General features: G+C 66.5%; 29 protein-coding genes. 16 read left to right on the forward strand and 13 right to left on the reverse strand.

Translation table 11 applies throughout. The annotated features are described in order from the left end of the window. Positions 1 to 88: 88 nt before the first annotated feature. The gene (gene fdxA / locus BJY26_RS11825; protein WP_179428463.1) at positions 89 to 424 is read left to right on the forward strand and encodes a ferredoxin; all 336 of its coding nucleotides are present in this window, start codon (positions 89 to 91) and stop codon (positions 422 to 424) included. Next, a complete protein-coding gene (dapC, locus tag BJY26_RS11830) occupies positions 421 to 1548 on the forward strand; it encodes a succinyldiaminopimelate transaminase (RefSeq protein ID WP_179428464.1) in 1128 nt (375 codons plus the stop codon). The genes fdxA and dapC overlap by 4 nt, the downstream gene beginning before the upstream one ends. Before the next feature lie 28 nt (positions 1549 to 1576). Here dapC and BJY26_RS11835 read toward each other — a convergent pair whose 3' ends face one another. Further along, positions 1577 to 2362, reverse strand: a complete 786-nt coding sequence (locus tag BJY26_RS11835; RefSeq protein WP_179428465.1) for a methyltransferase domain-containing protein — start codon at positions 2360 to 2362, stop codon at positions 1577 to 1579. A gap of 218 nt (positions 2363 to 2580) precedes the next feature. Here BJY26_RS11835 and BJY26_RS11840 point away from each other — a divergent pair, with 218 nt between their 5' ends. Next, positions 2581 to 3873 (forward strand): citrate synthase, encoded by a 1293-nt coding sequence (locus BJY26_RS11840; protein ID WP_179428466.1) that lies wholly within the window; start codon positions 2581 to 2583, stop codon positions 3871 to 3873. A gap of 17 nt (positions 3874 to 3890) precedes the next feature. Here the strand turns inward: BJY26_RS11840 and BJY26_RS11845 are convergent, their stop codons facing one another. Together BJY26_RS11845 and dapD are read right to left on the reverse strand one after the other, a co-directional pair. Further along, complete coding sequence (locus BJY26_RS11845) at positions 3891 to 4799, reverse strand: hypothetical protein (protein ID WP_179428467.1); 909 nt, start codon at positions 4797 to 4799, stop codon at positions 3891 to 3893. Beyond that, the gene (gene dapD / locus BJY26_RS11850; protein ID WP_179428468.1) at positions 4792 to 5754 is read right to left on the reverse strand and encodes a 2,3,4,5-tetrahydropyridine-2,6-dicarboxylate N-succinyltransferase; all 963 of its coding nucleotides are present in this window, start codon (positions 5752 to 5754) and stop codon (positions 4792 to 4794) included. The genes BJY26_RS11845 and dapD overlap by 8 nt, the downstream gene beginning before the upstream one ends. A 29-nt stretch (positions 5755 to 5783) precedes the next feature. On the opposite strand from dapD, the gene dapE reads away from it, so the two are divergent. The 6 genes from dapE to BJY26_RS11880 all read left to right on the forward strand — a co-directional run bounded on the left by dapE (position 5784) and on the right by BJY26_RS11880 (position 10452). Further along, positions 5784 to 6902: a succinyl-diaminopimelate desuccinylase gene (gene dapE, locus BJY26_RS11855; RefSeq protein WP_179428469.1), complete on the forward strand. Its 1119-nt coding sequence runs from the start codon at positions 5784 to 5786 to the stop codon at positions 6900 to 6902. A gap of 9 nt (positions 6903 to 6911) precedes the next feature. Then, on the forward strand, positions 6912 to 7655 hold the full coding sequence (locus BJY26_RS11860) for an LOG family protein (protein WP_179428470.1): 744 nt from the start codon (positions 6912 to 6914) through the stop codon (positions 7653 to 7655). Continuing rightward, the gene (gene folP / locus BJY26_RS11865; protein ID WP_237248966.1) at positions 7652 to 8551 is read left to right on the forward strand and encodes a dihydropteroate synthase; all 900 of its coding nucleotides are present in this window, start codon (positions 7652 to 7654) and stop codon (positions 8549 to 8551) included. Before BJY26_RS11860 ends, folP begins: the two co-directional genes overlap by 4 nt. A gap of 118 nt (positions 8552 to 8669) precedes the next feature. Continuing rightward, the gene (locus tag BJY26_RS11870) at positions 8670 to 8990 is read left to right on the forward strand and encodes a DivIVA domain-containing protein (RefSeq protein ID WP_179428471.1); all 321 of its coding nucleotides are present in this window, start codon (positions 8670 to 8672) and stop codon (positions 8988 to 8990) included. Then, on the forward strand, positions 8984 to 10168 hold the full coding sequence (locus BJY26_RS11875; RefSeq protein WP_179428472.1) for a hypothetical protein: 1185 nt from the start codon (positions 8984 to 8986) through the stop codon (positions 10166 to 10168). The genes BJY26_RS11870 and BJY26_RS11875 overlap by 7 nt, the downstream gene beginning before the upstream one ends. Positions 10169 to 10281: 113 nt before the next feature. After that, the gene (locus tag BJY26_RS11880; RefSeq protein WP_179428473.1) at positions 10282 to 10452 is read left to right on the forward strand and encodes a DUF3117 domain-containing protein; all 171 of its coding nucleotides are present in this window, start codon (positions 10282 to 10284) and stop codon (positions 10450 to 10452) included. A 12-nt stretch (positions 10453 to 10464) separates the two neighbouring features. Here the strand turns inward: BJY26_RS11880 and BJY26_RS11885 are convergent, their stop codons facing one another. Next, on the reverse strand, positions 10465 to 11085 hold the full coding sequence (locus BJY26_RS11885) for an O-methyltransferase (protein ID WP_179428474.1): 621 nt from the start codon (positions 11083 to 11085) through the stop codon (positions 10465 to 10467). Between the two features lie 140 nt (positions 11086 to 11225). Between BJY26_RS11885 and sigE the strand changes: the two genes are divergently transcribed. Genes sigE through BJY26_RS11900 form a run of 3 tightly spaced genes read left to right on the forward strand, consistent with a single transcriptional unit; the run spans position 11226 to position 12569 of the window. Continuing rightward, complete coding sequence (gene sigE / locus BJY26_RS11890; RefSeq protein ID WP_237248965.1) at positions 11226 to 11801, forward strand: RNA polymerase sigma factor SigE; 576 nt, start codon at positions 11226 to 11228, stop codon at positions 11799 to 11801. Further along, positions 11798 to 12151, forward strand: coding sequence for an anti-sigma factor family protein (locus BJY26_RS11895; RefSeq protein WP_179428476.1), 354 nt, complete (start codon positions 11798 to 11800; stop codon positions 12149 to 12151). Before sigE ends, BJY26_RS11895 begins: the two co-directional genes overlap by 4 nt. Positions 12152 to 12161: 10 nt before the next feature. Continuing rightward, positions 12162 to 12569 (forward strand): twin-arginine translocase TatA/TatE family subunit, encoded by a 408-nt coding sequence (locus tag BJY26_RS11900; protein WP_179428477.1) that lies wholly within the window; start codon positions 12162 to 12164, stop codon positions 12567 to 12569. Between the two features lie 59 nt (positions 12570 to 12628). On the opposite strand, the gene BJY26_RS11905 is transcribed toward BJY26_RS11900, so the two are convergent. The 5 genes from BJY26_RS11905 to BJY26_RS11925 are packed head-to-tail and all read right to left on the reverse strand — an operon-like array spanning position 12629 to position 18304. Continuing rightward, a complete protein-coding gene (locus BJY26_RS11905; protein ID WP_179428478.1) occupies positions 12629 to 13768 on the reverse strand; it encodes an Mrp/NBP35 family ATP-binding protein in 1140 nt (379 codons plus the stop codon). 52 nt (positions 13769 to 13820) lie between these two features. Further along, a complete protein-coding gene (locus BJY26_RS11910; RefSeq protein ID WP_179428479.1) occupies positions 13821 to 14372 on the reverse strand; it encodes a DUF1003 domain-containing protein in 552 nt (183 codons plus the stop codon). Continuing rightward, positions 14365 to 15654, reverse strand: coding sequence for a magnesium transporter MgtE N-terminal domain-containing protein (locus BJY26_RS11915; protein WP_179428480.1), 1290 nt, complete (start codon positions 15652 to 15654; stop codon positions 14365 to 14367). The genes BJY26_RS11910 and BJY26_RS11915 overlap by 8 nt, the downstream gene beginning before the upstream one ends. 56 nt (positions 15655 to 15710) lie before the next feature. Beyond that, positions 15711 to 16754 (reverse strand): P1 family peptidase, encoded by a 1044-nt coding sequence (locus tag BJY26_RS11920; RefSeq protein ID WP_179428481.1) that lies wholly within the window; start codon positions 16752 to 16754, stop codon positions 15711 to 15713. Then, positions 16751 to 18304 carry an aminopeptidase P family protein gene (locus BJY26_RS11925; protein WP_372465365.1) on the reverse strand — a complete coding sequence of 518 codons (1554 nt, stop codon included), beginning with the start codon at positions 18302 to 18304 and terminating at the stop codon, positions 16751 to 16753. The genes BJY26_RS11920 and BJY26_RS11925 overlap by 4 nt, the downstream gene beginning before the upstream one ends. Positions 18305 to 18373: 69 nt before the next feature. Here BJY26_RS11925 and BJY26_RS11930 point away from each other — a divergent pair, with 69 nt between their 5' ends. Continuing rightward, the gene (locus BJY26_RS11930) at positions 18374 to 19228 is read left to right on the forward strand and encodes an MBL fold metallo-hydrolase (protein WP_179428482.1); all 855 of its coding nucleotides are present in this window, start codon (positions 18374 to 18376) and stop codon (positions 19226 to 19228) included. A 154-nt stretch (positions 19229 to 19382) separates the two neighbouring features. Here BJY26_RS11930 and BJY26_RS11935 read toward each other — a convergent pair whose 3' ends face one another. Next, positions 19383 to 20234, reverse strand: coding sequence for a DMT family transporter (locus BJY26_RS11935; RefSeq protein ID WP_179428483.1), 852 nt, complete (start codon positions 20232 to 20234; stop codon positions 19383 to 19385). A 117-nt stretch (positions 20235 to 20351) separates the two neighbouring features. Here BJY26_RS11935 and BJY26_RS11940 point away from each other — a divergent pair, with 117 nt between their 5' ends. Further along, positions 20352 to 21197 (forward strand): PHP domain-containing protein, encoded by an 846-nt coding sequence (locus tag BJY26_RS11940; RefSeq protein ID WP_179429940.1) that lies wholly within the window; start codon positions 20352 to 20354, stop codon positions 21195 to 21197. 33 nt (positions 21198 to 21230) lie between these two features. On the opposite strand, the gene BJY26_RS11945 is transcribed toward BJY26_RS11940, so the two are convergent. Next, entirely contained in the window at positions 21231 to 22814 is a 1584-nt protein-coding gene (locus tag BJY26_RS11945; protein ID WP_218852377.1) for a DEAD/DEAH box helicase, read from the reverse strand. A gap of 293 nt (positions 22815 to 23107) precedes the next feature. Here BJY26_RS11945 and BJY26_RS11950 point away from each other — a divergent pair, with 293 nt between their 5' ends. Beyond that, positions 23108 to 23839: a ferritin-like fold-containing protein gene (locus tag BJY26_RS11950; protein ID WP_179428484.1), complete on the forward strand. Its 732-nt coding sequence runs from the start codon at positions 23108 to 23110 to the stop codon at positions 23837 to 23839. A gap of 93 nt (positions 23840 to 23932) precedes the next feature. On the opposite strand, the gene BJY26_RS11955 is transcribed toward BJY26_RS11950, so the two are convergent. Continuing rightward, positions 23933 to 24157, reverse strand: coding sequence for a DUF3107 domain-containing protein (locus tag BJY26_RS11955; RefSeq protein ID WP_179428485.1), 225 nt, complete (start codon positions 24155 to 24157; stop codon positions 23933 to 23935). Positions 24158 to 24315: 158 nt separating this feature from the next. Next, the gene (locus tag BJY26_RS11960; protein ID WP_308191245.1) at positions 24316 to 24972 is read right to left on the reverse strand and encodes a TetR/AcrR family transcriptional regulator; all 657 of its coding nucleotides are present in this window, start codon (positions 24970 to 24972) and stop codon (positions 24316 to 24318) included. Between the two features lie 36 nt (positions 24973 to 25008). Between BJY26_RS11960 and moeB the strand changes: the two genes are divergently transcribed. Further along, positions 25009 to 26190 carry a molybdopterin-synthase adenylyltransferase MoeB gene (gene moeB / locus BJY26_RS11965; RefSeq protein WP_179428487.1) on the forward strand — a complete coding sequence of 394 codons (1182 nt, stop codon included), beginning with the start codon at positions 25009 to 25011 and terminating at the stop codon, positions 26188 to 26190. Position 26191: the final 1 nt, after the last annotated feature.

A 26191-nucleotide genomic window follows, 5' to 3' on the forward strand; every position in this document is an offset into this window, starting at 1 on the left:
TACGGAATGTCAGAGATAATAAAACTACCCGGTGGCATAGAGTGAGTGAGACGCCGCCGGTTCATCGGCTCGAGGAGGAAACCCCACAGTGACGTACGTGATCGCTCAACCGTGCGTGGATGTCAAGGACAAAGCGTGTGTCGACGAATGTCCCGTCGACTGCATTTACGAAGGCGAACGCTCGCTCTACATCCACCCGGACGAATGCGTCGATTGCGGTGCTTGCGAACCGGTTTGCCCGGTCGAAGCGATCTATTACGAGGACGACACGCCGGAGGAATGGGCGGACTACTACAAGGCAAACGTCGAGTTCTTCGACGAACTCGGTTCGCCGGGCGGAGCCGCAAAACTCGGCAATACCCACACCGACCATCCCATGATCGCCGCCTTGCCGCCGCAGAACCAGGATTACCAGGGCCGATGAGCCTTGGCCTGACGCTGCCCGACTACCCCTGGGAGTCGCTGGCGCCGTACGCCAAGACGGCGCGCAGCCATCCGGGCGGCGTGGTCGACGTGTCGATCGGGACGCCGGTCGACGACACCCCGCCTGTCGTCCGGCAGGCGCTGGCGGACGCCGCAAACGCGCCGGGGTACCCGTCGACTGCCGGAAGTCCGGCGCTGCGCCGCGCCATCACCGACTGGTTCGCGCGCCGCCGCGGAGTACCGGATCTCGATCCGGACACCGAGGTGGTGCCCACTATCGGATCCAAAGAGGCCGTGGCGTGGCTTCCGACAATGCTGGGACTGACGCCGGACGACGTGGTGGCGCACCCGCTGATCGCATACCCGACCTACGACATGGGCGCACGCATTGCCGGGTGCGGGGCGGTACCCGTCGATCAGTTCGCGTTGCTGACCGCACGCAGCCGCGACACCGACGATTTCGGCCGAGTTCGGATGATGTGGGTCAATTCGCCCAGCAACCCGACGGGTGCCGTGCTCGACGTCGATACGTTGCGGGCGCTCGTGCAATGGGCGCGTGCCAATGACGTGCTGTTGGTCAGCGATGAATGCTATGCGGAAATGGGTTGGGACGTGCCGTCCGTTCCGTCGCTGCTCGACCCGCGGGTGACGGGCGGCGACCACGAGAACCTTCTTGTCGCCTACTCGCTGTCCAAGCAGTCGTCGGCCGCCGGGTACCGGGCGTCATTCCTGGCCGGGGACGCCGCGTTGATCGGGAATCTCACGACCACGCGGAAGCATGCCGGGATGATTGTGCCGTGGCCGGTCCAAGAAGCGACCCGCGCGGCGTTGGGGGACGACGAGCACGTGGCGGCGCAGCGCGCCAGGTATTCCGCACGGCGCTCCGTGTTGAAGCCTGCCCTGACCGAATGGGGCCTGCGCATCGACCAGTCGGTGGCGGGTCTCTACTTGTGGGGTACGGCGGGCGAGGATTGTTGGACGACGATCGGCCGGCTTGCCGACCTCGGCATCCTGGCCGGGCCCGGCATCTTTTACGGCGACGCCGGACGGGAATACGTCCGGGTGTCGCTCACGGCATCCGACGAGCGGATTGACGCCGCTGCCGAGCGGCTCGCAGCACCCTGAACCGCGGCGCTGTGAACCCCGGTGCCGCTCAAGAAGCGTGACGGCCGATGAAGAAGATGCGGCGGAACTTGAAAACCGTGCCGTGCCGGGTGGGCGGGTACGCGCGCTGCAGGGCCGCCCCGTAGACGCGTTCGAATTCCGCGGCGCGTTCGGCGCTCAACGCAGCAAGTACGGGGCGCAATGCCGTGCCGCGCACCCAGTCGAGAACGGGATTCTCACCGGCGAGCACTTGCAGATACGTGGTCTCCCACACGGTTGGGGCCAGGCCGGCGTCCGCGAGCCGGTGCAGATAGTCGCCGGGTTCGGCCACGACGTCCCCGGAACGCAAGACGCCCGCCAGTTCGGCCGCGAAATCACCGGAATTGGCGATCTCGCGCATCAACGAATGCGACGGCGCGCGGAAATTTCCCGGCACTTGCACGGCCAGGACGCTGCCGGGCCCCATCGCCGCCATCCACCCGTCAAGCAACGCCGGATGGCCGGGCACCCATTGCAATGCGGCGTTCGAGACCAAAAGATCGAGTCCGGGCGGGGGAGTGAAGTCTTCGATGCTGTCCAGTGAGAAATTCACTTGCGCGGATTCGTGCGCGGACGTGCGGTCGATCATCTCGGGCGATGAATCGATGCCGAGTACCCGGGCTTCCGGCCACTTGGCGCCAAGCTGGGCCGTCAGCTCGCCCGAGCCGCACCCGAGGTCGACGATGCTGCGCGGGCGGAAATCGGGATAGTGCGTGGCGACGGCGCCGATCAGGTCATGAAACGGTCGTGACCTCTCGGCATCGAACTCGTGATACGAATCGGGATTCCAGCGCACTCGTGTCTCCAATCAGCTCGGCCCCAAGTATCTTGATATCAAGTTAGTTGATTGTGAGCTAAATGACTAGGGTCCGATTTCGCCGTTGTGCTCCGGGCCGGGTAAGTTCTAGGTAGGTTGCCCTCGTATCGACGCCAAGCGCAGCGAGATGAATTACGGAGCCGCCCGGGGTCATTCTTGAAAAGATTTCGTCGGTTCCCCATGTTTGAGGAGACACAATGTCGACAGGCAAATCCGCTAAGTTGTCAACGGACACCGGCATTCTCGACCTGCCGATGGTGGGAGCCACCGAAGGCAATACCGGGCTCGACATCGCCAAGCTGTTGCGCGAGACCGGCGAAGTGACGTTCGACCCCGGTTTCGTCAACACCGCTACGGCCAGGTCGGCCATCACCTATATCGACGGCGATCAGGGAATCCTGCGCTATCGCGGTTACCCTATCGAACAGCTTGCCGAGAACTCGACGTTCATGGAAGTCAGCTACCTGCTGATCTACGGCGAATTACCCACTGCCGAGCAGTTGGAAAGCTTCGATCAAGGCGTCCGCCGCCACACGCTGCTGCACGAAGACCTGCGCCGCTTCTTTGGCGCCTTCCCGCGGGACGCGCACCCGATGCCGGTGTTGTCGTCGGCAGTGTCGGCGCTGTCCACGTTCTACCAGGATTCACTCGACCCGTTCGACACCGACCAAGTCGAACTGTCCACCACGCGGCTGCTGGCCAAGCTTCCGACCATCGCGGCATATGCGTACAAGAAGTCGCTCGGCTCGCCGACGGTGTTCCCGGACAACTCGCTCGACCTCATCTCCAACTTCCTGCGGTTGTCGTTCGGATTCCCGTCCGAACCGTTCGAGGTCGACGAAACCGCCCGGAAGGCGCTCGATCTGTTGTTCATCCTGCACGCCGATCACGAGCAGAACTGCTCGACGTCCACGGTCCGCTTGGTCGGATCGTCGAACGCGAACCTTTTCGCATCGGTCTCGGCGGGCATTCACGCCCTGTCCGGCCCGCTGCACGGCGGAGCGAACTCGGCGGTCCTGGAAATGCTCGAAGACATCCAGGCGTCCGGCGAGGGCGTACGCAAATTCGTCGACCGCGTGAAGAACAAGGAGCAAGGCGTCAGGCTGATGGGTTTCGGCCATCGCGTCTACAAGAACTACGATCCGCGCGCCGCCATCGTGAAGAAGACCGCGGACGAGCTGCTGTCCAAGCTCGGCAAGCGCGACGAGCTACTCGACCTGGCGCTCGAACTCGAGCAAATCGCCCTCGAAGACGACTACTTCGTCGACCGCAAGCTGTACCCGAACGTCGATTTCTACACGGGGCTCATTTACAAGGCCCTCGGGTTCCCGACCAAGATGTTCACCGTCTTGTTCGCAATCGGCAGGCTCCCCGGGTGGATTGCGCAGTGGCGAGAGATGATTCAGGATCCGGAGACCAAGATCGGACGTCCGCGCCAGCTCTACACGGGAGCCGGGGCCCGCGACTACGTGGCAATCGACAACCGTTGAACGCGTGAGCCGCCGGCCTAACCGACCGTGATCGCGGTTTCCCCGTCGGTGCCCGTCGTCTTGACCCAGCCGTCGGTACTCGCCGATCGTTTCCACACGTGGCCCGGCAGGCTGATCTCGGTGATGTCGAAGCTGTATGCCGATGCCACGGCCCACGCCGCGACGTTCCATTCCTGCTTCTTTCGGCTGGACGCCGTCGAACCCGTCGCCTTGTACCGAACCCGGTAGTCGCCGTCGGAATTCCGTATCGAACCCGGCTCGGCAGTGAGCCCCAACTCGTGGCCGATGTGTCGCTCCAGGCGCTTGACCGATGCGATCTTTTCGGTGCCGGTCAGATTGCTCGTCAATTCGTGCATGGTGCAGTTGATGCCGGCCGGTGAATTGCCCGTCAACGACGAGGCGAACGCGCGGGCTGCGCCTTCGTGCTTGGCATATGCGTCAGGGTACGCGGAATGCTGCACCTTTTGGGCCGCCTGGGTGACCGGGAGAGTCTGGTAATTCTTGATTTTGGTCAAGGCGTCATAAAACTTGGTCGTCGAATAGACGGGATCCTGAAGCTGCTTTCGAGTGCCCCAGCCTTGTGACGGCCGTTGCTGGAACAGGCCCACCGAATCGGCGTGTCCATAAGAAAGATTCCGCAGCTTCGACTCCTGCATGGCCGTGGCCAGCGCGATTGTCGCGGCATGGGCCGGCAGTTCGCGTTTGACGGCCAAGCCCGTCACCAGCGCCGCGTTCCGTGACTGCCCGAGGTCGAGAGTGTAGTCGGTCCCGTTCAGCGGTGCGACGCACTCTTCCGAAACGGGGGCGGAGTTCAGGCCGGTGATCGCCTGGACCCCCGCGAACACGCCGACCACGATGAGCGCCAAGACCAGTGCGGTGATCGTCCAGGCGATGGAACGGCGGCGTCGAACGCGTTTGCTAGTCAACTGCGTGTAAGTCTGGGTTCAAGTCGACCGAGGCGGGACGCCTGGCCAGCACCTCGACGGCTCCCGACGTCGAATTGCGGCGGAACAGCAGATTGTCCCGGCCGGAAAGTTCGGCGGCCTTGACGATGGCGCCGGCGTCGAATCCGGCTGCCGCTTGCGCCACTGTGACGCGGGTGCCGGCAGTGACATAGAGTCCGGCCTCGACTACGCAATCGTTGCCGATGCTGATCCCGATGCCGGAGTTGGCGCCGAGAAGCGATCCGCCGCCGATGGAGATCTTGTGGGTGCCGCCGCCGGAGAGGGTGCCCATGATGGACGCTCCGCCGCCGACATCGGAGCCTTCCGCCACCACAACTCCCGCCGAGATGCGTCCTTCGACCATTGCGGCGCCAAGCGTGCCGGCGTTGTAGTTGACGAAGCCCTCGTGCATCACAGTCGTACCGGCCGCCAGATGCGCACCCAAGCGCACCCGGTCGGCGTCCGCAATCCGCACACCGGCCGGAATCACGAAGTCGGTCATCCGCGGGAATTTGTCGACACCGAACACTGCCACGTGGCCGTGTGCCATCAGGCGCAGCCGGGTGGCCTCGAAATCGGACGGCGAGCAGGGGCCGGCCGACGTCCACACGACGTTGTTCAAGACCTTGAAGATGCTTTCGACGTTGACGGTATTCGGCGATGCGAGGCGGTGGGACAGCAGGTGCAAGCGCAGGTATGCGTCTGCCGGGCCGGCCGGCGGCTCGTCGAGGTCGATTGTCGTGTCCACGACAGTGGTGGTGACTCCGCGGCTGTCGTCGGTGCCGGCCAGCGCGTCAAGCGAAGCGGCAAGGTCGGGATGTGAATCTCCGGCTGCCGACACGCCGTCCCGCGACGGGTTCGGGTACCAAACACTCAAGATCTCGCCGGCTGCGGTCCGGGTCGCCAGGCCGCGCCCGGTTGCGGTGGAAGAAGTCATGCCACAAGCCTACGAGATAGGGTCGTGGGATGACTTCGTCAGACGACTCCTTCGCCGCCGATGTGCCCGATCTCACTGCCGCTCGCCCGCTTGATCTCGGCTCGGACGTCGCCGAGCTGACGGCGGCGCTCTGTGATATCGAATCGGTGTCCGGAAACGAAAAATCGATTGCGGACGCCGTCCATTCCGCTCTCGGCGCGCTCGCACACCTGCGCGTGGAGCGCGACGGAGACACGGTGGTGGCTCGCACCGGCCTCGGCCGGGACAAGCGCGTCGTGATGGCGGGCCACCTCGACACGGTGCCGGTGGCCGACAACCTGCCGACCAGGTTGGAAGGCGGCGTGCTGCACGGTCGCGGCACCGTCGACATGAAGGGCGGGGTCGCCGCGCTGTTGTCGCTGGCCGCCTCGCTGACGGAGCCGCGCTACGACGTGACGTGGGTGTTCTACGACCACGAGGAAGTGGCCGCGTCATTGAACGGGCTCGGACGAGTCGCCCGGCGCCACCCGGAGTGGCTGACCGGTGACTTCGCAGTGCTGGGCGAACCGACGAACGCGCGGGTCGAAGGCGGGTGCAACGGAACGATCCGGGTGGAACTGCGCATCGCCGGGCGCCGCGCCCATTCGGGGCGGGCCTGGATGGGCGTGAACGCGATCCACGGGGCGGCCCGGGCCTTGGCGACGCTCGCCGACTACGAGGCGGCCACAAAGGTCGTCGACGGGTTGGCTTTCCGCGAGTCGTTGTCGGCGGTGGCAATCTCCGGCGGGGTGGCCGGCAATGTCGTCCCGGACGAATGCGTCGTCACGGTGAACTATCGGTTCGCCCCGTCCCTCACGGCGTCCGGAGCCGAAGCGCACTTGCGCGAACTGTTCGCCGGCTACGACCTGACCGTGACGGACAGCTCCGAAGGGGCGCGGCCCGGACTCGACAGGCCGGAGGCAGCCGACTTCTTGGCGGCAGTGGGCGGCGAACCCGAAGCCAAGGTCGGCTGGACCGATGTGGCGCGGTTCTCGGCGCTCGGCGTGCCGGCCGTGAATTTCGGCCCGGGGGACCCGTTGCTGGCGCACAAAGACGACGAACGCGTGCCCACCGAACAGATCCACGCCGTCCGCGAGGCGCTGGAGGATTGGCTCGGGCCCGTCCGATAGCCTGAGCGCATGAGCCAAGCACCCCGGCAGCATTCCGAATATCGCAAGGGACCGGTCACCTTGCGCCGCAGCCAGGTACCGGATTCGACGACCGATGCCAGGCTGCTCGATTCGAGCGTCAACGGCGAATGGGTGCATACCGATCCATGGCGCGTCATGCGGATTCAAGCCGAGTTCGTGGAAGGGTTCGGCGCGCTTGCCGAACTCGGCCAGGCCATCAGTGTGTTCGGATCGGCCCGGACGCCGCCGGGAAGCAAATATTACGATATGGCCCGGCGAGTCGGCGGCAAGCTGGCCGAGGCCGGATTCGCCGTCATCACCGGTGGTGGCCCGGGCACCATGGAAGCGGCCAATCACGGCGCCGCGGAAGCCGGGGGAGTGTCGGTCGGCCTCGGCATCGAACTCGAATTCGAACAGGGGCTCAACCCGTACATCGATCTGGGCATCAATTTTCGCTACTTTTTCGTGCGCAAGACGATGTTCGTCAAATACGCAAGCGGGTTCATCGTGCTGCCCGGCGGGTTCGGCACGTTCGACGAATTGTTTGAAGCGCTCGTGCTTGTGCAGACCCACAAGGTCACCAAATTCCCGATAGTGCTGGTCGGTGTCGACTACTGGCAGGGCCTGCTCGATTGGATCCGCAGCACCGTCGGCGAGTACGGCATGATCTCGCCCGGCGATTTGGATTTGCTTCAGGTGACGGACGACGTCGACGAGGCTGTGCGGGTCGTGTTGGAGTTCGCACACCGGTGAACGCGAACGTCCGGCCGACGCCTCTCATTCTCCGCGGCCGCACCTTCGACGCCGGCCGGCCGGCGGTCATGGCGGTCATCAACCGTACCCCGGACTCGTTCTATGCTCCGGCCCGGCAGTTCGCAGAGGCCAGCGTCGAGAAGTCGGTCCGGCTGGCTCTCGGCGACGGCGCCGACATCATCGACATCGGCGGCGTGAAAGCCGGATACGGCGAAGTAGTTTCGACCAGGGAAGAACTGCGGCGGGTCGTCGGGGCGGTCGAGTGGATCCGCGGTGAATTTCCCGACGTGATCATCAGCGTCGACACCTGGCGGGCCGAGGTGGCCCGCCAAGTCGCCGGCGCCGGCGCCGACGTCATCAACGACACGTGGGGCGGGTATGAGCCCCGGATCCGGACCATTGCGGCCGAGCACGGGCTCGGGCTTGTCTGCTCGCATGCCGGCGGCCTGGCTCCGCGCACGGATCCGCATCGCGTGTCCTACGGGCAGACCACGACGGGCGTGCTGGACGACGTCCTGAAGTCTCTTGGCCGTGCGGCACGGGACGCCGCGGACGCCGGAGTGCCGCGCACCAGGATCCTGCTCGACCCGACGCTGGACTTCGGCAAGAACACCCGGCACGGGCTGACCTTGCTGCGGCACGCGTCCCGGCTCACCGAACTCGGCTACCCGGTGTTGATGGCGTTGTCGCGTAAGGATTTCGTCGGCGAGACCCTGGGACTCGACGACCCGCGAGAACGGCTCGAGGGGACGCTTGCGGCCACTGCCGTGGCCGCCTGGCAGGGCGCGAGCGTGTTCCGTACCCACGACGTGAAGGCGACGCGCCGGGTGGTGGACATGGTGGCAAGCATCCGCGGCGATCGTCCGCCGGACGTCTCCATCCGCGGCCTCGCCTAGCCGGGCGGGCGCCACACTCGGCAAAACGCGGCGCGCCGTCGGGAACGCGCAGTCATGACTGCGCGTTCCCGACGGCGATGCGCGTTTTGCGGGACGGGCGCTATGGGAACATGGCGGTATGTCGATTTGGATCGTGCTGGGGATGTGCGCCGCCGCAGTGGTGGTGGTTCTGGCAATCGCCACCGGAGTGGGAGCGATCCGGGGCGGCCTGGAGCCGCCGGTCGAGACCCGGCCGGTCCTCACGCTTCCGGCTGAGCCGACGGCCGCCGATATTCACGCCGTGCGGTTCAGCCTCGCGTTTCGCGGCTACCGGATGGACCAGGTGGACGCCGTCCTGGCACGCCTGAGCGACAGGGTCACTGCGCAGGACGCCGCTTTGGCCGAGCAGGACGAGCGGATCGCCGCCTTGGAACGCCAAGTCGCCGGGGGCTCATGCTGACGGACTCACTCCGGTCACCGGCCCGCGCGTGGCGACGGTTGCCGTGGTGGGCCGGGGTGGCGTTGGTGTTCGCTGCCGCCAGGGCGGTGAGCTTCATCATCTTCGTGGCCGTGGCGCGCACGCAACCGGCGAATTATTGGACGGCGGCCGACCCCGGGTACTTCCGGTACGTCACCATCTGGGACGCCGACTGGTACCGCATGATCGCCGAGCACGGGTATCCGGCGGTCTTGCCGCTTGACGCGTCCGGACACGTGGCCCAGAACGAGTGGGCGTTCTACCCGGTCTACCCGTTCGTGGTACGCGCCCTGCACGCCGTCACGGGCATCGGATGGACCGTGCTGGCACCGACCGTCAGCCTGGCGGCAGGATTCGGATTCGCGCTCATCGCCTACCGGCTGCTGCGCAGATACCTACCGCACGGCAGCGCCATGGTGGGAATCGCGTTCGCGGCGGCCTTTCCCACCTCCGCCGTGCTGCAGACCGGGTATGCCGAGTCGCTGTCATTGATGCTGTTGGCGTTGGCGCTGCTGCTTGTCGATTCGCGCCGTTACGTCGCCGCCATCCCGGTGGTGGCCGTGATGGACCTGACCCGTCCGCTCGGTGCGGCGTTTGCACTGTTCATGGCGATCCACCTGGCGACTCGCCTCGTGCGGCGCCGCCGCGAGCCCTACCCGGGCCGCCAGCTCGCCTCCAGCTTTGCGCTCGGCGCGGTCAGCTGCGCCGGTGCGTTGGCCTGGCCGGCGATCGCCTGGGCAGTCACGGGTCGGCGGGATGCGTATACGTCCACCGAAGCGGCCTGGTCGGGCGGAAGTGTGCAATGGGTGCGCGGTTGGCTCCTGCAAAGTACCCACCTCTTTGGCGAGCTGCTCGGCCCTGCCGTGCTGGTCCTGGTCGCCCTGGCCATGCTGGCGGGCATCTATTACGCCGGGCGGGTGGTCGGGCCGGTGATGAGCACCTGGTGCGCGGCATATTGCTGTTATCTGCTGATCGTGTTCTACCCGCAGACGTCCTTGTTCCGGATCATCCTGCCGTTGTTCCCGCTCGGGCTGGCACTGGCCGGGGCATCACGATCGAAAGCGTTCCGGATCAGCGTGTTGGCGGGCTTTACGCTGCTTCAAGTGGTGTGGATTGCCTGGTTGTGGCGATTCACGCCCCCCAGCGATCTGCCGCCGTAACGGACGCCACGAGAGCCGTGTCACACAGGTAGGGAATAATAGACAATGAGGGGAAGCCCGCGGGGATCCGTTTCCGACCGACACCGGCGACTGAACGATGAAAGGCATTAGCAATGGCGGCCATGAAACCAAGGACCGGCGATGGGCCCATGGAGGCGTCGAAAGAGGGCCGCGGCGTCATCATGCGGGTGCCGCTGGAAGGTGGCGGGCGCCTCGTCGTCGAACTGACGGCGGACGAAGCCGGCGAGCTGGCATCGTCCCTGGCCGATGCGACGTCCGGCTGACCGAGCGTCGGGCTACTGCTTGACGGCGACCAGGACGCCGTCCCCGGTGGGAAGCAAGCACGAAGACAGGGACTTGTTCTCCCGCACCGTGCGCAGCAGAGTGCGCACCGAGCCGATATCGGGATCACGATTGGCCGGATCGACGACGCGGCCGTGCGCCAGCGCATGATTGAAGATGATCATGCCGCCCGGCCGAAGTAGCCGCAATGCCGGCGCAAGGTAGTCGGCGTTACTCGCGGCATCCGTATCGGCAAAGAACACGTCGTACGAATTGTCGGCGAGCTTGCGCAGCACCTCGGTGTCCCTGCCGATGATGGTGCGGACCCGGTGCGAACCGGCCTGCTTGAACACCCGCTTGGCAGCCTGCTGATGCTCCGCGACAATGTCGATGGTCGTCAGGACGCCGGTCGGCGGCATTGACCGCAGCAGGGCCAGTCCGGACACTCCCGCACCGGTGCCCACCTCGACGATTGCCGATGCGCCGTGCGCCGTCACAAGGGTGCGCAGCAGGGCGAACGTCCCGGTGCCGATCGCCGTCACGCCCAGCGTGCCGGCCGTTGTCCTGGCGACGTCCACCGCATGATCGTCACGCGTGTACGATTCGGCAAACGCCCATGCCGGGTCTTTGCTCATAGTGGTCGATCCTCCTTGCCTACACGTCCGCACCCAACCCTAGGACAAATCGGACGTCGCTGCGTCCACACATCTCGAAGCTTGGATTCAGGTCGCTCTCAGGCCGGTGCGACACCATGGAAGCCGGACAAGGAGATGAAATGGCCGATACCGCCGGAACGTCACCCACATGGACCCCGCCGACGTGGGAGGACGTGGTGCGCGAACATTCCGGTCGCGTGTATCGGCTCGCCTTCCGACTCACCGGCAATAGGCCGGACGCCGAAGACCTCACCCAGGAGGTGTTCGTGCGCGTGTTCCGCTCACTGGCCAAGTACACGCCCGGCACTTTCGAAGGCTGGCTGCACCGCATCACCACTAACCTGTTCCTCGACGGAGCACGCCGCAAACAGCGGATCCGATTCGACGGGCTGTCCAGTGAGGCGACCGAACGTCTTAGCAGCGCCGAACCGAGTCCGGAACGCACGTTCGAGATGCAGCACTTCGACTATGACGTGCAACGCGCTCTCGGCGAATTGCCGCCCGATTTCCGCGTAGCAGTTGTTTTGTGCGATGTTGAAGGTATGTCGTACAGCCAAATCGCGGACGTCGTCGGCGTGAAAGTCGGCACCGTACGCTCGCGCATCCACCGCGGCCGCGCCGGGTTGCGTGCGGCCTTGCAGCACAGGGCGCCGACGCCGCGTCCGCTCGGCAAACCTGCGGGGCAGCCCACATGAGCCACCTCGGCAAGAACTTGCTGATGGGCTGCGCCGACGGAGAATTGAGCGACGAGGAATACGAGCGCGTCCAAGCCCATGTCGCCGAGTGCACTCGATGCCAGCACGAACTGGTTGCCCTGCGACAGACGAGCTCAAAGCTTCGCCTGCTGGATGATCCGGAGCTGCCCAGCGAATTGACCGCCAAGTTGCTTGCTCTCGGCATGAGCAGTTCGGGCTCCTGGCTCACTCCGCCGCAGTCGGACGGACCCGGCGTCGGGCCGATACCCGCCGAGCCGGTGTTCTCGCGTCGCCACGGTCTGGGCGGCCAAGGATCGGCTGGCGACGGCGCCGACCCCGGCCTCGTGTAGGCTACTCGTCGTGTTCAATATCACCGGCGGCGAGATGGTCATCCTGATCGTCGTCGCCATCGTCGTGTTGGGCCCCAATAAACTTCCCCAGTACGCCAAGCAATTGCGCGAGCTGGTGCGCAACGTGAAAAAGATGGCGGATAACGCCACGCAACAGGTCAAGGACGAGCTGGGCGACGAGTTCACGGACGTGGACTGGGCCAAGCTCGATCCACGCCAATACGATCCGCGGCGCATTGTCCGGGACGCCTTGAACGAAGACGACGAGGACGACGAGGACTCGGCCACCGGCTCGTTCGACGACGATGACGAGGACGACGGCGACCGGGATGACGAATCGCCGGGATCGCGGGTCTCGGCTCAGGCCGCGCTCCGGGTGCCCGGCGAGCCGGCGCCGTTCGACTCCGAGGCCACCTGAGCCCGACCCCTTTCCCCGCCCGACCCTGCCCCACTCGGCGACAGGGGAGGGAAAGGAGATTAAGCCGGGGAGAGCCCCAGCGACCGGCCGGCGAGTCCTCGTTCACGGCTCGTCAGCGACTTGGCCACGTCGACAAGCGCCAGCGATGCCGGCGACTGCGGATGGCTCAGGACGACGGGAACACCGGCGTCCGCGCCTTCACGCACCTTCGTGTCGAGCGGGATCTGACCGAGCAACTGCACCGGCGACCCGATGGTGTTCCCGAGATTCTCGGTGAGCGTCTTGCCGCCTCCGGACCCGAAGACTTCGAGACGCTCGCCGCCGGGCATCTCCATCCACGACATGTTCTCGACGACTCCGGCGACGCCTTGCTCGGTTTGCACGGACATCGAGCCGGCCCGCTCGGCCACATCGGCGGCCGCGTGCTGCGGAGTGGTCACCAGCAGCAGTTCCGAGCCCGGCAACAGCTGGGCTACCGAGATGGCGATATCGCCGGTGCCGGGCGGCAGGTCGAGCAACAGGACGTCCAGATCGCCCCAGAACACGTCCGTGAGGAATTGCTGCAGCGCGCGGTGAAGCATCGGCCCACGCCACACGACCGCCTGGTTGGCGGGGACGAAACTCCCGATCGAGATGACCTTTACCCCATGCACGATGGGCGGCAGGATCATGTCGTCGACCCGAGTGGGCGCACGGTGCGCGCCCAGCATCGTGGGAATGGAGAATCCGTAGATATCGGCGTCGATGACGCCGACGGCCAGACCGTCGGCGGCCATCGACGCCGCCAGGTTCGCCGTGATCGAGGACTTACCGACACCGCCCTTGCCGGACGCGACTGCGTACACGCGCGTGAGGGAATCGGGCTGAGCAAACGGGATCTCGCGGGCGCCGCTGCCGCGCAAACGCGTTTTGAGATCATCCCGCTGTTCCGGAGTCATGACGCCAAGCGTCAATTCGACGCCGGTGACGCCGTCGAGCGTGCGGATGGCGCCCTCGACGTCCTTCTTGATGGTGCCCTTGAGCGGACAACCAGCCACCGTGAGCAGGATGGTCAACGACACGACGCCTTCGGGCGACACCGCGACGTCCCGCACCATGTCGAGTTCGGTGATGGGTTTGCGGATTTCCGGATCGTTGACTTCGGCCAGCGCGCTTTCGACGGCCTCCACGCTGGGCCCGGCATTCGATACTGCTGACATACCTCGATCGTATCGGCTCAGCCGGACGCGCGGCAGGGAGTCGAGAGCGAAATCACGAAGAGGCGTGACCCTGCCGGCCGGTGCCGGAGTCCGGGTCCGCCGCATCGTCGGCTTTGGCGGCGTCCAGCTCCTCGAGCAGCGACCGCAGCTCCGAACGGACGAAGTCGCGGGTGGCGACATCCCGCAGCGCAATGCGCAGGCTTGCAACTTCACGGGTGAGGAACTCGGTGTCGGCAAGATTCCGTTCGGCCATTTGCCGGTCGTTCTCCAACGCGACCCGGTCCCGGTCGGCGCTGCGATTCTCGGCCAACAGGATGAGAGGGGCGGCATAGGAGGCCTGCAGTGACAAGATCAACGTCAGCAACGTGTAGTTCAAACTGCGCGGGTCGAACTGCAGCTTGTCCGGCAACACCGTGTTCCACAGCAGCCAGATGGCACAGAACGCCGTCATGTAGACGAGGAACTTCGGAGTGCCCATGAACCGGGCAAAGCCCTCGGACGCGCGGCCGAACGATTCTTCCGAGACGCCGACCTGCGGGAACCAGCGACGTCTGGACAGCCGCGGAGTGTCTAAGCCCGCGGGTTGCTTCTTTTTGTCAGCCACGGTCACCTCCGTAGTCGTGGTCGTCGTTGCTGGTGCGCCAGTCGTCGGGAAGCATTTGATCGAGGACGTCGTCGACGGTCACCACTCCGACGAGCCTGTCGTGCTCGTCGGTCACCGGGACGGACACCAGGTCGTAGGCGGCCAGCAGTCGCGTGACCTCGGAGATGTGAGCTTCGGCGCTCAGCGGTTCGACTTCCGAATCGATGAGCGCGCCGACTGCTTCGTGCGGCGGATGGCGCAACATCTCTTGAATGTGCACGAGACCCAAGAACGTGCCGGTAGGCGGCTCGAGCGGAGGCCGGCAGACGTAGACGGCCGCGGCCAGGGCGGGCGCCAACTCGGACCGGCGCACATGCGCCAGCGCTTCGGCGATAGTCGCCTCGGGCGGCAAAATCACCGGCTCGGTCGTCATCAGACCGCCCGCCGTGTCGTCGTCGTAGGCCAGTAAGGTGCGCACGTCCTTGGCGTCTTCGGGCTCCATGAACGACAGCAGATGCTCGGCTTGCGCGTCCGGCAGATAGCCGAGCAGGTCGGCCGCGTCGTCCGGTTGCATCTCCTCGAGCACGTCGGCGGCACGGTCGATGCCCAGGGCCGAGAGGATCTCGATCTGGTCGTCCTGCGGCAGCTCTTCGATGACGTCGGCCAAACGCTCGTCGTCCAGCTCGTCGGCGACCTCCAGCCGCCGTTTGCTGGGCATGGCATGCACGGCATCGGCCAAGTCGGCGGCCTTGTTGTCCTGGTAGGCGGCAATGAGCTGCGCGGCGCCCTGATCGTGTTCCGAGGGCTCATCGTGGACGACGTCGCGCCAGTCGACCTGCAGTGTCTCTCCGCGACGGCGCAGCCGTCCCAGGCGCGACGTTCCGTCCGAGACCCGGCGACGGACGAACAGCTTGGAGATCTCCCAGTCCTTGTTGCGGGCCTGGGCTATTGCGACGTCCTCGATCGTCGCGGCCGCCTCGTCTTCGGACAGGGTGACGCGGCGGTCGAGCATTTCGGCAAGGATGAGGGTTTCGGCGTTGCGCTGCTCGAACCGGCGCATGTTGACAAGACCGGTGGTGATGACCTGGCCGGAATCAATGCTCATGACGCGGGTCATTGGCACAAAGACGCGGCGCCGGCCCGGTACTTCAACGACGAGACCGACGACGCGCGGAGGCTGACGGACCGTGGCCCGAAAAACGACGACGACGTCGCGCACCCGCCCGACCTGGTCCCCGAGCGGGTCGAACACGGCGGTCTGGGCGAGGCGCGCGACAAATACCCGATCGCTGGCGCCACTCACGCGTCCAGGTTATCCGGTGTCGGGCTCGGATGTTGGGAGCCCCGCCCTCCGCCCCGTCACAGGAAGACCGACGGGCAAAGGTCGCGGTATGCCGGGGCTTGGGTTCCGGCGGGCGCCGTGGCGGTCAGGACTGCGTCCGCAATCGCCAGCGTGACGGCGTCCGCCGCCAGCGCGCCGAGGCCGACAAGTGCGCTGACCGGATCGTCGGGCAGTCGCACGGCGCCCGTTGCAGCGGCAAACAGCGTGTCGCCGTCGACGATCGTGTGTGACGGACGGATGGCGCGTGCAATCCCGGCGTGTGCGGCGCCGGCCAGTCGGGTAGTGGCGGCGACGTCCAGTGCTGCGTTGGTGGCGATGACGCCGATGGTCGTGTTCGGGGCGGAAGGGGTTGCCGGGCCCTGTCGAACCGCAGCTGCGCGCCGCGCGTGCCAGTCGGCGGACTCGCCGGCCGTCGGCCTGCCGATCCGCGGCGTGACGCTTGCCGCGTAGAGCTCACCGTCGTCGTTGGCGATCCGTCCCGCCGCATTGACGGCGACGAGCGCACCCACGGTGAATTGCCCGTCCGTGACCGAGGCCGTGCCAAGACCGCCTTGGAGAGTGCCGTGTTCGGTGAGCGCGCCCGTACCGGCCCCGACGCTGCCGGTGGCGACGGGAGCGGCGTCCGCGGCGGCCGCAGCGGCGTATCCGAAGCCGGCGCCCGGCCGGGCGGAGAAGTCACCGCCGCGTCCGAGATCGAACAATGCGGCCGTCGGCACTATCGGCACGACGTGTTCCGGGGCGGCCCGGCCGAAAGCGGGAAATCCAATCGCGCGTTCTTCCAAGAACCGCAGGACGCCGTCGGCCGCGGCCAAGCCATAGGCGCTGCCTCCGGTCAGGACGAACGCATCGGCGCCGGGGACGAGCCGGCCCGGCGCCAGCGCATCCGTTTCCCGTGTCGCCGGCGCTCCGCCGGCCACTACGACGCCGGCCGTCGACCCGGGCGGCGGCAGTACGGCAGTGGTCCCGCTCATCCAGCCGGCACCGATCCGGTGACGGCTGCCGACCCGGACGCCATCGACGTCGATCACGGCGCCGAAGGCGTTCGCGGGCCGGTCGTTCATGATTGCAGCGAGCGCATCCACGCCTCGACGTCGCCGGGCGTGCGCGGAAGCGCGGCGGACAGGTTCTCGACGCCGTCCGCGGTCACCAGTACGTCGTCCTCGAGACGCACGCCGATACCGCGCAGGCCCTCCGGCACGGCCAAGTCATCCTCCTTGAAGTAGAGTCCGGGTTCGATGGTGAACACCATGCCGGGCTCCAGCAGCGCATCCATATACATCTCGGCCCGAGCCTGTGCGCAATCGTGCACGTCCAGCCCCAAATGATGGCTCGTTCCGTGCACCATCCACCGGCGATGGAACTGACCGTCCTCGCGCAGCGACTCCTCGGCGGTGCCGGGCAACAGCCCCCAGTCCTCGAGACGGTGGGCCAGCACCTTCATGGCCGCCGCATGCAGATCGCGGAAGCGAACCTCCCGTTCGCCGTGCTCCGCGGCCACGGCAAATGCGGCGTCGGCAGCGTCCACTACTGCCTGATACACGCGCCGTTGGGCGTCGGAGTAGGTGCCCGACGTCGGCAGTGACCGCGTCACGTCGGCGGTGTAGAGCGAATCAGCCTCGGCGCCGGCGTCGACGAGTATCACGTCCCCGGCATCGACCGTGCCGTCATTGCGGATCCAGTGCAGCGTGCACGCATGCGGGCCGGACGCCGCAATGGTCTCGTACCCGACGCCGTTGCCGTCTTCACGGGCATGGGATTCGAAAGCCCCCTCGACGACGCGCTCGCCGCGGTCATGCCGGATCGCGCGGGGCAGCGCGCGGGCGATTTGCTCGAAACCGCCTGCCGTGATGGCGATGGCCTCGCGCATCTGAGCAATCTCGTAATCGTCCTTGATCAGTCGCAGCTCGCTGAGCGTTTCGACCAGCTCGGCATCGGCCGCGGCCGTCTCGTCGGCGTCGAGATCGGCCCTGGCAACGGCAAGCATCTGGTCGTACGTCGGATCGGCGCCCGTGACGAGCCGCACGCGGATGGCGCCGGCATCCTTCGTGACGGCGTCCGCACAATCGTCGAGATGCCTGGCCTCGACGTCGAGTTCGGCCTCGACCTCTTCCAAGCTGGGGCGCACGCCCACCCACAACTCGCCGTAGCGGGCGTTGGCGTAGAACTCCTCGGTATCGCGGCCGGCCCTCGGGCGGAAGAACAACTGGGCATCGTGACCGTCGTCCGTCGGTTCAAGGACGAGGACGGCGTCCGGCTCGTGGTCGCGGCCGAATCCCGTCAAATGGGCGAATGCCGAATGCGGCCGGAACCGGTAATCGGAATCGTTCGACCGGACCTTGAGCGGCCCGGCCGGGATGACCAGACGATCGCCCGGAAACTTCTTGGAAATCGCTTCTCGGCGTGCTGCCGCATACGGCGCGACGGCGGCTGCAACGCCGTCGGGATCCGGACGCGGTGCCCAGTCGCGGGCGATGAATTCTCGGAAGGCCTTCGAATTGGGACGGCGGCTGCGGTTGTTCACGCGCGCGGCGACGTCGTCGGGCCGCGGCTTGTCGGCCTGCGCGGCAGCTGCTTGATTGTCTTGCATAGCGGATGCGTCGGTACTGGTCATGGGACAATCGTCTCACCAAGACATGCTTGGCGGCGAGCGGGCGGTAGTGCGACGGCAGGGTGGTGAAAAATGCTGGAGGAGGCGGCGGACGGCGTGTTCGTGGCCACCAGCCGGATCGATGTCACCACGAGCACCGTCATCGTTGACGGCACCGAGTGCGTGCTTGTGGATCCGGCCTGGACCCCTGCCGAGTTGAGCGCGCTCGCGGCGGAGATCGCCCGACGCGGCTGGGCTGTGTCGGCCGGCCTTGCCACCCACGCCCATCATGACCACCTGCTCTGGCATCCGGGGTTCGGCACGGGGCCGCGATGGGGTTCGGCCGGGACCGTGCAAATGATCCGCGAACATTATGCCGACTTGCTCGGCGCCCTGGACAACGGCTCCGACAACGGCTCCGGCGATGGGCCCGGCGATGGGCCCGCTGCAGTGGCGGACGGCGAGCACAGCCGCGTGCCCGCGTGGTATCGGGAACTATTTGCCCGCGTCGCCCCGGTGCCCGGAGACAATCTCCCCGAGCCTTTTGGCACGTCGTCCGGACGTTTGGCCGACCGGCAATCCGAGCCGATGGAACTGATAGTGCACGACGGCCACGCTCCCGGGCACACGGCCCTGTGGCTGCCGCACCGGCGCGTCCTTGTCGCCGGCGACATGCTCAGCGATCTCGAGTTGCCCTTGCCGTTGGATCCGGACGACGTGCCCGCCTACCTGCACGCGCTCGACGTCCTCGAACCGTACGTGCATCGAGCCGAGGTGCTGATCCCCGGGCACGGCACGCCCACGACCGATCCTGCCGCACGGCTCGCTGCCGACTACGCGTACTTCGACGATGTGCGTACGGGGCGCCCGTCCGCGGATCCGCGCGTCGACCGTCCCGGCATGGCCGCGGTCGACCGTCGGGTTCGGGGCTTGGCGGAGCCGCATTGAGCGGGTGGTGCCAGTGCCGGAGCGCGGATGGCCGCGCCGAGTGGCGGCGAATGGCCCATCGTGCGCATCGAGTGGTGGCGAATGGCTGCGAAATCGCCGATTTCGCAGCCATTCGCCACCACTCGGCGGGGGAGCGGAGCGGGGGCGGGGAGGATCAGGCGATGGCGATCGCCACGACCGCGACGGCGCATAGGCCCAACCCGGCTAGTTGGACGCCGGACGGCCGCTCGCGTAGCACCGCCGCGGCCAACAGCACGGTGAACCCGGGATAAATCGACGAGAGCACTGCCGCAATGGTGAGCGCCCCGGTGTGCGTGGCATAGAAATACAGCACCGTCGCAGCCACGGACAAGACCCCGGCGAGGACGGCCATTGCCAACAGGAGCCGTCGGCGCGGGCTTCCCTTGCTTGATTTCGGCCGCCTGATCGCGAACACGGCGGCCAGCCCGATGACAGCCACGGTTTCGCCGGACAGCACCGGCCAGAGGCCCGACGAGTCACCGGCCTTGCCTATTCCGACGTAGAGCAGGCCGAGTCCGGCGCCGGCGACCAGCCCGTCGACGGTGCCCGATGCGAGCGCCGCACCGGGCACCCGGGTCGACGGCTTGGACACGAGCCAAATGGCCGGGAGCGCCGCTACCACGCCGACGATCGCCAGCGGGGCCAGACGGTCGCCGCCGGCAATACCCACGATGGCCGGGAGCACTGCCGAGCCGACCGCCGACAACGGGGCCGCGACTGCCATATTGCCGTTGCCCAGGCCGCGGTAAAGGGCCAGCGAACCGACGACGGATCCGACTCCGCCCAGTCCGCCCCACAACAGTGCAGCAGTCGTCGGCACGGGCGACGGCGTGAACGGCACCGCAGCGGCGATGAGCACGAGGGCGAACAACTGACTCACCAACGTCACGGTCACGAAGTTGACGCGCCGCGCGGCCACGCCGGCGAAAAAGTCCGAGACGCCAAAGCAGACGGCCGAGACCAAACTCAAGACAACGGTGCTCACGGAAGGGTTCCGTCGATGAAAATGGCCGTCATGAACCAGAGATTTTCATACCGGTGAATGGAATGCAAAGCCCGGCTATCCCGGAGCAGAGGGTGCATGCGTCATAGGCTGGGCACCATGATGATCGACCTGCACACGCACTCCGTCTTTTCCGACGGCACCCAGCCGCCCGCCGGGGTGATGGAATCCGCTGCCGAGGCCGGCATCGACGTCGTCGCGCTGACCGACCACGACACGACGGCGGGGTGGACGGAGGCCGCCGAGCGCGCCGTCCGGCTCGGCCTGACGTTCGTGCCGGGGATGGAGGTGTCGTGCACGTCCGGCGGCATCAGCGTGCATCTGCTCAGCTATCTGCACGACCCGGCCGATCCGGGCCTGGTGGCCGAAGTGAACAAGGCACGCGATTCGAGGCGTCATCGTGCGCATGCCATCGTCGATAAGCTCGCCGTCGACTTCCCGATCACGTGGGACGACGTGCGAGCCCGGCTGAGCCCGGGCGCAGCCGTGGGTCGGCCGCACATTGCGGATGCGCTGATCGAAGTCGGTGTCGTGACGGACCGAACCGAAGCCTTCGCGGACATCCTGCACCCCCGGGGGCGCTATTATGCGACGCACTACGCGGTGGAAGCCGTCACGGCCGTGCGTCTGGTGCGCGCAGCCGGGGGAGTGCCGGTGATGGCCCATCCGCGAGCCCGCTCACGCGGCCGTGTCGTGAGTGAGGACGTATTGGAAGAAATGATCGGCGCCGGCCTCCGCGGCCTGGAAATCGACCATCGCGACAATCCCGAGCCCGAGCGGGTCAGGTTGCGCGAAATAGCTGCCGCGCACGACTTGATAGTGACGGGGTCGAGTGATTATCACGGCACCGGCAAGGCCAATGTGCTGGGAGAAAACACAACGACGCCGGCCGCGCTGGCCGCAATTGAAGCGGAAGGCAGCGGGACCGGCGTCGTCAGGCCCTAAGTAGCGGGCCCCGAGCAGCGGGTAACGACCAAATTATTCGGACTTGTTCGCGGTGCTGTGGTTTGTGCGCCGGCGACGGCGCCGAGGACGGTTTTCACCGCGCTGATTGGCATCGCGCTGGTTCCCGGCGCCGGGCTTTTCGCTGCCGGGTTTTCCGCTGCCGGGCCGGCCGCCGTCGCCGTTCTGGCTATTGCCGCGACCGCCGTCCCGGCGCGGTTTGCCCCCGCGCCGGCGGCCACGCGGTGCACCGCGATCGGAGTCGCGTCCGGAGGGCTGGCGGTCGGAATGCTTGGCCCCCGTCTCGCCGACGTCCTCGAGCTTCTCGGCGCCGAGCCCCGCATGGGTGCGCTTGTCCTTCGGCAATCGGCCCTTGGTGCCCTGCGGGATGCCGAGATCGGAGTAAAGGTGCGGCGACGTCGAATACGTCTCGACCGGTTCACCGAATCCGAGGTCCAGTCCGCGATCGATCAGCGTCCAACGCGGGACGTCGTCCCAGTCGACGAACGTGATGGCGATCCCGGCGTTGCCGGCGCGGCCGGTGCGGCCGATGCGGTGCAAGTACGTCTTCTCGTCTTCCGGGCACTGGTAGTTGATGACGTGTGTGACGTCGTCCACGTCAATGCCGCGGGCAGCAACGTCGGTTGCGACCAGCACGTCGACCTTGTCGTGCCGGAACGCGCGCATCGCCTGTTCGCGAGCGCCCTGACCGAGATCACCGTGCAGGGCTCCGGCCGCGAAGCCGCGGTCGGTGAGCTCATCGGCGAGTTTCGCGGCAGTGCGCTTCGTGCGGGTGAAGATGATTGTGCGTCCGCGGCCTTCGGCTTGCAGCACGCGGGCGACGACCTCGGACTTGTCCATGGCGTGCGCGCGGTAGACGTGCTGCTTCGTGTTCTTCACGGTCGCGCCGTCGTCGTCCGGATCAGCCGCGCGGATATGCGTGGGCCGCGTCATATAACGGCGGGCCAGGCTGATGACGGCGCCCGGCATGGTGGCCGAGAACAACATGGTCTGGCGGATCTCGGGCACTGCGGCAATGAGGCGTTCGACGTCCGGGAGGAAGCCGAGGTCGAGCATTTCGTCGGCTTCGTCCAGCACGACCGTGCGAATCTGCGACAAGTTGAGCTTGCGCTGCCCGTACAGGTCGAGCAGTCGTCCGGGAGTGCCGACGACTATTTCAACGCCGGCCGCGAGCGCGTCCAATTGCGGTTCGAACGCGCGACCGCCGTAAATCGTCACGATGCGGACGCCGCGTCCGGCGCCGGCCTTCTTCAGGTCCTCGGCCACTTGGAACGCGAGTTCGCGAGTCGGGGCCACAATGAGTGCTTGCGGAGCGCCCGGGAGCCTCAAGCGGTCATAGCCGCTCTCCTCGGGCGTGACGACGCGTTGCAGCGCCGGGATGCCGAAGCCGAGTGTCTTACCGGTTCCGGTTTTGGCTTGGCCGATGATATCGGCGCCGGTCAGTGCGACCGGGAGAGTGAGCGCTTGAATCGGGAAGGCATCGGTGATGCCGTTCTTTGCCAGCGCGTCCACGATGGGCGTGATGACCCCGAGGTCGGCGAATGTCGTGTTTTTGGGCGCCTGCTCGGGCGTCAATTCTTCAGTGGTTTCCAAAGTCAAAGCTGAGCGATCCTTGCTTACGGCTGAGATGCGGACTCGGGGGAGAACAGCGTGGTACACGCGCCGGTGATGATCCGGTTGGTCTCTCGCGGAACGGGCCGCAGAACGAAAACCGAGACATCCGCACTATCAGTTGCCTACGAAGCCGATCGCGCAATGCGTCACTTGAAAAAAATCGTTCTCGTTCACGACCGGGCATCTTGATTTCTCCAGTATACCGGCCGGCGCCCCCATGCGTGAAACGGACACTCGCCGGGCGCGGCGGACGTCGGCTCCCGGGTAGGGTGGAAAACATGACTGAGAGCGCTGCCGGTGCAGGGACCGGGACACGCCGGCAAGCCGTCGATCAGCTCTTGGCGTTCTTGGCGTGCGGCGAGTTGAACGCATTCGAACGTACCGCCACGGACTCCCGATTCGCGCCGACGATCTCCGATCGGGTGGAGCTGGCCGGGCACGCCGTCACCGAATGGCGGCACTATGAGCTGGTGGCCGGTCGCCTGACCGAACGCGGCGTCGACGTCAACGCCGCGATGAGCGTGTACGAGGCCCCACTGCAGACCTTCCACGACCGGACCAGGCCGCGCGATTGGTACGAGTCGTTGATGAAGGCGTACGTGTCCGACGGGATGGTCAATGATTTTTATCGCGCGTTCGCCGCACACTTGGACCCGTCAACGCGCGAACTGATCGAGCGGGTACTGGGACAGACCGGGCACAGCGCCTTCATCGTCGACCGACTGCGGCTGGCAATTGCCGACGACAATCGGCTCGGCGGACGCCTGGCTCTATGGGGGCGCCGTCTGGTTGGCGAAGCGCTCTCGCAGGCGGGTCACGCAGCCGAACGCGGCGGCCCCGGAATGATGGAATTGCTCGGTGACGACAATCAGCAGGCCGGCGCCGGCGAAGAATCGGGCGCGTCGTCCGGCGCTGCCCCGGACGAGCCGGGCGCCCGAATCAGCAGAATCTTCGCCATGATGACCGAAGAACATTCCCGCCGCATGATGGCGCTGGGCCTGAGTGCGTGACCGGGCCGACCGGCCCCGTCACGCACTCAGGCCCAGCGTCGCCGGCCCGAACGGAATAGCCGACGAATCGGCCCCGAGCATCAGCCCAACGAATTAAATGGGGCCGAAGCCGACGCGGTGCTGTTCCTCGGTGCCGATTTCGACGTAGCCGATCTGCGCGCCCGGGACGACAAGCGTGCGACCCTTTTTGTCGGTCAATTCGAGCACCGAGCCGTCAGCGATCGCCGCAGCCACGTCTTTCTTGACGTCGTCCTTGCCGGCCTCCGGCTCGAAGACGAGTTCGCGGTTCGTGTGTTGCACGCCAATCTTGATTTCCACTGAAGGCTCCTTTATGTCTGGTTCTGCTTACTCTAACCGCGCACTCGACAGTATTATTCACAGTCCGGCCTTTCCGGCGCGCGGTTCAGCGTCGAGCGAACGGCTCCCCGATGAGACAGCCAGGCAGTCCGGCAGCCCGGCAGCTGCTTGCCGGCGGCCTATCCGGCCTGCTTGCCGCCGGTCTGCGCGGTTTCGGCTTGCCCGGTCATGGGGAACCTGCTGATTCCGCGCCACGCCAGCCGGGCCGTGAGCTCGACGGCTTCGGCGCGCGGTACCGGATCCGGGTCGGCCAGCCAGTACCGCGCCGCCGATTCGGCCATGCCGGCCAGACCGCGGCCCAACAGCAGCGCTTCGGGTTTGTCCAGGCCGGTGTCGTCGGCGATGATGTCGGAAATTGCGGCGGCGCACGCGCTTTGCAGTTGTTCGACGCGGTCGGCGACGTCGTCGTCGCGCAAATCCGAGCCGAAGATCAAGCGGAAGGCGTGGTCGCCTTGCGCCACAAACGAGAAATAGGCGTCAATCGCGCCAAGTACGCGCAGCTTGTTGTCGTTCGTGGCCGCCAATGCGTCTTCTATGGCTGTCTCCAGCGCGAGCGCATTTGCATCGACGATCGCCAGATAAAGCTCGCGCTTACCGGGAAAGTGCTGGTAGAGCACTGGTTTGGAAACGCCCGCGACGTCGGCGATCTCCTCCATGGACGCTGCATGAAAGCCGCGCCGGGCAAAAACGTCTTGCGCTGCAGCAAGCAGTTGGGCTCGCCGGACGTCGCGCGGCAGTCGGGCACTTCGGGGCCGTGCTGGCTGGTTTTGTGACACGCCCAAATACTACGCGCCGGCGGTAGCCTGGACCGTATGAGCAAGAATTCCGCGCGACCGGCCGCCGTGGAACCGGCGGCGGAGCTGACCGCCGACGAAATCGGCCGGTATTCCCGCCAGTTGATACTGCCGGACATCGGGATGCTCGGGCAGCGTCGATTGAAGAACGCCAAGGTGCTGGTGATCGGCGCCGGCGGACTGGGCGCTCCGGCGCTGCTGTACCTGGCGGCCGCGGGCGTCGGCACGATCGGCATCGTCGACGATGACACCGTCGACCTGTCGAACCTCAGCCGGCAGGTCATTCATTCGATGGCCGACGTCGGCAGGCCCAAGATCGACTCGGCCGCCGAATCGATCGCCGCGCTCAACCCGCTGGTGCGCGTGGACAAGCATCGGCTGCGCTTGACCTCGGGCAACGCCGAAGAGATCTTTTCCCGATACGACGTCGTGCTCGACGGCACCGACAATTTCGGCACCCGCTATTTGATTTCGGACGCCGCCGCGGACGCCGGGAAACCGCACGTGTGGGGGTCGATCCTCCGTTTCGACGGTCAGGTGAGCGTCTTTTACGGCGGCGACGCCGGTGCCGGAGACGTCCGTGGTCCGACGTACCGCGATCTCTATCCGGAGTCGCCACCGGCCGGTCTGGCCCCGTCGTGCGAGGAGGCGGGCGTGCTCGGCGTCCTGTGTTCGTCGATCGGATCCGTCATGGCCGGTGAAGCCGTCAAGCTGGTGACCGGGATCGGACGAACCCTCATCGGCCGGCTACTCGTGTTCGACGCGCTTGACATGACCTGGCAGGAAATCCCGGTTGCGACCGGCGACACGCCGCCGCCGGCGCGCCCGGACCCGGAACCCGAACCGGTGCACGACGACTTCACGCCGCCGAGCGTGAGCGCGCCGGAGTTGGCGGCTCGGTTGGCCGACCGTGAAGCGGGTCGCGACGACTTCGAGTTGATCGACGTGCGCGGCCCGGCCGAGCACGACATCGTGGCGGTCCCGGGGGCACGGGTGCTCCCGCTTGCCGAATTCGAAACCGGCCGGGCGCTGGCCGAGCTTCCGTCCGACAAGGACATCATCGTGCACTGCAAGTCCGGCGGACGGTCACTGCGCGCCGTCCGGCTCATGCACGATGCGGGGTTCGCCCGGGCCATTCAAATGGACGGCGGCGTGCTGGCGTGGATCGACCAGGTCGCTCCGGATCAGCCGAAGTACTGAC

Origin of the sequence: Spelaeicoccus albus (genome assembly GCF_013409065.1) — a bacterium.
GTDB classification, from domain to species: domain Bacteria; phylum Actinomycetota; class Actinomycetes; order Actinomycetales; family Brevibacteriaceae; genus Spelaeicoccus; species Spelaeicoccus albus.